General features: G+C 69.8%; 7 protein-coding genes and 1 CRISPR repeat array. Of the genes, 4 read left to right on the forward strand and 3 right to left on the reverse strand.

Features of this window, described 5'->3' with window-relative positions:
- Window positions 1–291, forward strand: coding sequence for a CRISPR-associated endonuclease Cas2 (gene cas2, locus ACFOX0_RS19790; protein ID WP_377548007.1), 291 nt, complete (start codon window positions 1–3; stop codon window positions 289–291).
- Window positions 292–393: 102 nt separating this feature from the next.
- Here the strand turns inward: cas2 and ACFOX0_RS19795 are convergent, their stop codons facing one another.
- Entirely contained in the window at window positions 394–1,014 is a 621-nt protein-coding gene (locus ACFOX0_RS19795) for a transposase (RefSeq protein ID WP_377548009.1), read from the reverse strand.
- Window positions 978–1,445 carry a winged helix-turn-helix domain-containing protein gene (locus ACFOX0_RS19800; RefSeq protein ID WP_377548011.1) on the reverse strand — a complete coding sequence of 156 codons (468 nt, stop codon included), beginning with the start codon at window positions 1,443–1,445 and terminating at the stop codon, window positions 978–980. The genes ACFOX0_RS19795 and ACFOX0_RS19800 overlap by 37 nt, the downstream gene beginning before the upstream one ends.
- A gap of 134 nt (window positions 1,446–1,579) precedes the next feature.
- Window positions 1,580–3,166: a CRISPR direct-repeat array (repeat unit 37 nt; unit sequence GCTGCGCCCGGTCCCCGGACCGGGCGAGGATCGCAAC).
- Between the two features lie 211 nt (window positions 3,167–3,377).
- On the opposite strand from ACFOX0_RS19800, the gene ACFOX0_RS19805 reads away from it, so the two are divergent.
- The 3 genes from ACFOX0_RS19805 (at window position 3,378) to ACFOX0_RS19815 (ending at window position 4,834) form a co-directional block, all read left to right on the forward strand.
- On the forward strand, window positions 3,378–3,569 hold the full coding sequence (locus ACFOX0_RS19805; RefSeq protein WP_377548013.1) for a type II toxin-antitoxin system HicA family toxin: 192 nt from the start codon (window positions 3,378–3,380) through the stop codon (window positions 3,567–3,569).
- Between the two features lie 9 nt (window positions 3,570–3,578).
- Window positions 3,579–4,001, forward strand: a complete 423-nt coding sequence (locus tag ACFOX0_RS19810) for a hypothetical protein (protein WP_377548015.1) — start codon at window positions 3,579–3,581, stop codon at window positions 3,999–4,001.
- Window positions 4,002–4,312: 311 nt separating this feature from the next.
- Window positions 4,313–4,834, forward strand: a complete 522-nt coding sequence (locus ACFOX0_RS19815) for a hypothetical protein (protein WP_377548018.1) — start codon at window positions 4,313–4,315, stop codon at window positions 4,832–4,834.
- Window positions 4,835–4,846: 12 nt separating this feature from the next.
- On the opposite strand, the gene ACFOX0_RS19820 is transcribed toward ACFOX0_RS19815, so the two are convergent.
- A complete protein-coding gene (locus ACFOX0_RS19820) occupies window positions 4,847–5,749 on the reverse strand; it encodes an ADP-ribosylglycohydrolase family protein (protein ID WP_377548020.1) in 903 nt (300 codons plus the stop codon).
- Window positions 5,750–6,124 lie beyond the last annotated feature (375 nt).

Consider the following 6,124-nt stretch of genomic DNA (forward strand, 5'->3'; position numbering starts at 1 on the left):
ATGGACCTGCTCGTCACCTACGACGTGGACACCACGACGCCCGAGGGGCAACAGCGTCTGCGGAAGGTCGCCAAGATCTGCGAAGCCCACGGCCACCGCGTACAGAAGTCCGTCTTCGAGATCGTCTGCACCGAGGCGGGTAAGGTACGGCTCGTGGCGGCTCTGCAGGCGACCATCCAGCCGGCCATCGACAGTGTACGGATCTACCGCCTCCCGGCCACGTCGCTCGATGACGTCGAGCATCTGGGTAAGCCGCGGCAGGTCGACCCACGTGGCCCGTTCGTGATCTAGGAACCCCCGGTGACCCGGAAAACGCCGCAGGTTCCTAACCTCGAAATGGTCGCTAATCGGAATATTTTAGCTCGGGCGCCAGCAGCTACAGATCTTGAATGGTCAGGTTGTGTCGGGTTCGAGGGTCAGTCCGGTGTGAGCGAGGAAGCCGTCGAGTAGGTCGGTGCGGTACTGGATGCTCTTGAGGCGGTTCTTGATGATCGCGAGGAGGTGGTCGACGCCGGTGACGGCGAGGTTGCCGATGCTGCGTTTGAGGTGTGACCACACCGCTTCGGTCGGGTTCAGGTCGGGTGCGTAGGCCGGTAGCCGGATCACGGTCAGCCAGTCCCGGGCGTCGATCATGGTGCGCATCGCGGCGCTGATGTGGGTGTTCAGGTTGTCCCAGATCAGCACGATCGGTCCGCCGAGTTGCTGGTGGGCGGCGTCGAGCAGGGCGATGTAGTCGCGTTCGCTGAAGCTGCGCCGCTCGTTCTTGCGGTTGCGGTGCACGATCGTGCGGTAGATCAGACGGGGGCGCTGTCCGGGCCGGTAGCAGGTCAGACCGGCGATCGACACCCGGCCGGATCCCTTACCGGAAACCGGAACCACAGGGGTGTGTCCGCGTCGGCCCCAGGTGCGTACCTTCGGTGGGCGCAGCGTCTGACCGGCCTCGTCCTCGAAGACCAGCCACGCCTGCCGCTGCGCCGCTACCGTTTTCCCGCCGGCCACGTCTCCCGCCGCCACGTGACAATCGCGGCCTCGTCCCGCTCGACCGCCCGATGCCTCGGTACCTGCACCGACCAGCCCAACCGGTACATGATGTTCGCCGTACCGCGCAGCGTGTACCGGGTGCGGAACATCCGAGCGATCAAGTCTGACACCCGGGCCAGGGTCCACCGCTGATCATTACCGAAGCCGTGCGCCGCCGGCCCCTGCTCCAAGGCGTCAGCCAGCCGCCGCAAACGGCCCTCATCCAGCCGGCACCGAGACCCACCCGGCCCCTTCGACGCCAGGGCCTGCTCACCACCGGCCCGCCACCGCTTGCGCCACCCGTACACCGCAGTCTGCGACACCCGCAGCCTGCGCGCGATCTCCGGCACCGACACATCCTCGGCGAACCACCCGGCCGCCTGCCGTCGTACCGCCTCACGCTTCGCCCGCCCCCGCGCGGACAACCCACCTCCATCGGGATACCTCATCCCATCGATCTACCCCGACCCCAAGCCATCACACAAACCACATCGGACGAACCTGACCATTCAAGGTCTGTAATGCATTGCTTAATAGCTATATTTGCTGTTGGCGAGCGGCTGCGCCCGGTCCCCGGACCGGGCGAGGATCGCAACAAGACCGTCCGGGTGAGCGTCGGTCAGATCGAGACGCTGCGCCCGGTCCCCGGACCGGGCGAGGATCGCAACTTGCCGGGGCGCCGCCAGGTGGAGTAGTGGCCGGGGGCTGCGCCCGGTCCCCGGACCGGGCGAGGATCGCAACGGGTTGCTCGGCGAGTCCTCCAGGCCCGTGTATACGGGCTGCGCCCGGTCCCCGGACCGGGCGAGGATCGCAACCGGGCTCGGCTACCTGCCCCGAGACGCCCGATACAACGCTGCGCCCGGTCCCCGGACCGGGCGAGGATCGCAACGCCGGCGCCGCGATCACCGGCGTCCGCGCTCAGCTGCTGCGCCCGGTCCCCGGACCGGGCGAGGATCGCAACGCGAACGTGCCGATCTGGGCTGACCTGGGGCTGCTGGCTGCGCCCGGTCCCCGGACCGGGCGAGGATCGCAACCGCTCCGTCCGAACCGGCACCAACGGCATCATTGGGCCGCTGCGCCCGGTCCCCGGACCGGGCGAGGATCGCAACGCCCCGACCGGCAAACCGACCGACCGGACGACCACGGCGCTGCGCCCGGTCCCCGGACCGGGCGAGGATCGCAACCGGATCTCGGCCAGGATCGCCTGCCCGTCGACGCCGGCTGCGCCCGGTCCCCGGACCGGGCGAGGATCGCAACGCCCTCACCGTGCCGTCCGGGTTGAACTCGGCCCGCAGCGCTGCGCCCGGTCCCCGGACCGGGCGAGGATCGCAACGCACTCCAGCCGAAAGAACCCGGGCGGCGGTTCGGGGCTGCGCCCGGTCCCCGGACCGGGCGAGGATCGCAACTCGGATGGATCAGGTCCGCCGGTCCTCGGACGGCTGCTGCGCCCGGTCCCCGGACCGGGCGAGGATCGCAACCGTGCAGCCTTGCCGCGCCGCACGGCCGCCTTGAAGGGCTGCGCCCGGTCCCCGGACCGGGCGAGGATCGCAACAGGAGCCTGGGCACGTCTACTGGTGCGCCCGGGGTGGCTGCTGCGCCCGGTCCCCGGACCGGGCGAGGATCGCAACCGGCCCGCACCCCGCAAAGGCCGGCCGCGCAAACAAGCTGCGCCCGGTCCCCGGACCGGGCGAGGATCGCAACGTGGACGCGTACACCACCGGGACCGGCCTGGGGAGGGGCTGCGCCCGGTCCCCGGACCGGGCGAGGATCGCAACTGAGGTCTAGATCGCGGCGTTGTCGGTCACGCCAGCGCGCTGCGCCCGGTCCCCGGACCGGGCGAGGATCGCAACTCGGAAATAGCGCTCAACGTGTGTCCGTAGGCCCAGCTGCTGCGCCCGGTCCCCGGACCGGGCGAGGATCGCAACTTGACCCACACCACGATGCCCAGCCGGCCCAACGTGGCTGCGCCCGGTCTTCGGACCGGGCGAGGATCGCAACGACCCGCGGACCGTGCGGGCCCGGTCGGAGCTGCGGGGGCTGCGCCCGGTCTTCGGACCGGGCGAGGATCGCAACGCCGGTAGGGTCGATCATCGCCTGCCCGGCCGGCGGGCTGCGCCCGGTCTCCGGACCAGGTGAGGATCGCAACTCAACTTCCAGGTCGCCACTACCAGGTCACCGGCCAGCTGCGCCCGGCCTCCGGACGGGCGAGAATCGCAACGAGGGAATCGACGACGTCGGGCGTACTGGGATGTGCAAAACGGTCGGCTGGCCTGGGTGTGCGACCCGATGTCTAGTAGATTAGACAGATATTCTCTATTCATCTAGATGTCAGGCGTCCATGCGCTTAGACTGCTTCGGTGAAGCGTGTCGACCTTCTCATCCGGATCAGCAAGGCAGCTGCCGACGCTGGAGTCAGCTTTCGACTGGTCCGGGAGGGCGGTGGACACAGCGTCTATCGGTACGGCACGCAGAACGTGGTCATACCTCGACACAGGGAGATCAACGAGCTGACGGCGCGGGGTATCTTGCGTTCGCTGGGGCTCGGGTGAGGGGGGCTGATGAGATACACCGTCGAGTGTGTGCGGTCGGGCGACTGGTGGGCGATCACGGTGCCCGAACTCAAGGGCGTCTTTTCCCAGGCTCGCCGCCTGGACCAGGTGGAGCCGATGGCTCGCAAAGCCATCGCGCTCATGCTCGAAGTCGATATCGACAGCTTCCACGTCGAGGTGAAGCCCCATGTGCCCGAAGAGGTTGTGCGCGCTCGGCAGGCCCGCACGGCTCTTCGGGAAGCGGAGCGGTCGGCCGAGGAGGCCACCCGGCACGCCGCGACCGAGTTGCTGCGGCAGGGCTACACCGTGCGCGACGCGGGCGCGCTGCTCGGTATCTCGCCGCAGCGGATTTCGCAGATCACGGCCACGGCGTCGAAGTCGACCGGAAGCACCAAGCCGCGGACGGATGCCAGGGGACGGCGGGCGGCCTGACCGGAGGCGTACCCGGCGTGGCGACTGGCGCGAGCGAGGGTCGAGACGGCTCGTGCGGGGGTTAGGGTCTGCCGGTGCTCTTGATTGTGCTGCGTAGGTCGGTCGCGGTGGTGGTCGCCTGTCTGGTGGCCGGGTGCGGTCCGTCGGCGGCCCGCCCACCGGGCGAGACGACCCCCGCCACGGCCCCGGCTACGAACTCACCCGCAGGCGAGAAGGCAGCTCCACGGGTCCCGGCAACGGGCGGATCCGGCTACTCCGCCGCGCTGTCCGCACGGTTGGTGACGGCGGACTCCCTGCCGGCCGGCTTCGTCGTGGACATCGCGACCGACATGCCGCCGGACGCCGGAGACCGGCGTCCAAGGACCGACAGGCCCTGTTCGGACGAGACGATCCCGTTGCTGTCGGCGAGGCAGCTGACCGGGAATCCGGAGACGATGGCCGCGGCCACCCTCAGCCATGACGGAGGTCCCGACAGCCTGTGGGTGGGAAACGAGATCATCAGGACCTACGCCGGGGACGGCGCACGACAGGCCCTGACCGACCTGCGGGCGCTCGTCGGCCGTTGCCCCACGGTCGTCGTGTCGTCCGGCGCCGGTGTCGGCGACCGGCACCGCTTCGCGGTTACACCCGGGCCGCGCCTCGGTGACGACAGTGTCCGCGTCAGCTGCGGCGCGACCTCCGCTTCCGGGACGCTGACCTGTGACAGCCTGCTCGTCCGGGTCGGTGCAGCTCTGGTGGCCGTCCAGGAAGAAGGCAACAAACCCGGCGACGGCGACTACCTCACCCAGGTCGCCGAAGCGGCGGTACGCCGATACCAGGCGACCGGCTCCTGAACCGTCCGTGAGCTATGTCGACCGGTTCAGTCCGCCTGGCAGCGGCTCGCGACGTTCCAGCCAGCCCGCCGGGACGCCGTCGCCGCCGACTCCGGTGTAGGCGGCGACGATGCCACCCACGATGGCCGCCGTGGTGTCGACGTCGCCGCCGGCCTCGACGCACGCGTGGATCGCCGCTGGGTAGTCGTCGAGCCGGGTGGCGGCGACCCACAGCGCGAACGGCACCGTGTCGAAGGCCAGCACCTGCGAGCCGTTGCCGAGTTCGTAGGCGGCCTCGGCCACACTCGCCCCCAGCAACCGCCTGGCCCGGACCATCCCGTCCATTACTTTGCTCTCGACGAGGTGCGCCAGCACCGCGTCGAGCAGGTCGTCGGGCGCGATCCGGTGCCGGGTCAACCGGGCCCACCCGGCCTCCGCGGCGGCGACCGCGACGGCGGCGGCACCGAGGACGGCCTCGGCATGCGCGTGCGTGACCTCCGCCGACCGCATGGCCTGCAACGCGGCGGTACGGCTGTCCCCGGGGTGGAAGGCACCCAGCGGGGCGACCCGCATCGCCGCACCGTTGCCCATCGAGCCTTGGCCGCCGAACGCGGCACCGGCGGCATCCCGCCAGGGCACACCGTCACGTAGTTGGCGGAGCAGGACCACGGCCCCGCCGCCGTAGCCGCGGTAGGGCTCGAAGCGCTCGGCGAACCGTACGGCCAAGCGGTCCTGGTCGATGCCGCCGTGTTCCCGTAGCTCGTCGACGATCGAGCAGGCCATCTCGGTGTCGTCGGTCCACGGCCACGGCGCGTCGGGTAGTTGGCCGGCGAGCAGCGCCGGGAGGCTGGTGCCGGGAACGAAGAACTGGGCGCCGAGCGCGTCGCCCACCGACAGTCCGTCCAGGCTGTCGGTGCACAGGTCCATCATGGTCATGTTCTGATTCATCCTGCCAGACGCGCTCCCGTCCACCCGAGGTCCCCCGATCGGCGATAATCGCAACTTGCCCAACCAGGTAATGCAGCTCCTGGCGTTCCACAGCTGCGCTCGGCCATCGACCGAGCGAGGATCGCAACGACGAGTGGTGGGAGCCGTTCACCCTCGGCCGGGTAGCCTGACCCCCATGGGCGACGCCTGGCTGGACGGGTCACCGGGTTCAGCGCCGTTGCCGCGTGGCCTAGCCCCAACGCCGTTCAGTTAGGCAGGGGCGGGTGTGGTCAAGGGTGTGTTGATCAGGAAGTAGGAAGCGGAGTTCCGGTATCAAGGTTTGTCACTCCAAGACAACCCAGAACCAGGAACTCCGCTTGGTGG

This window comes from Micromonospora zhanjiangensis (assembly GCF_042650605.1).
GTDB lineage: Bacteria > Actinomycetota > Actinomycetes > Mycobacteriales > Micromonosporaceae > Micromonospora_J > Micromonospora_J zhanjiangensis.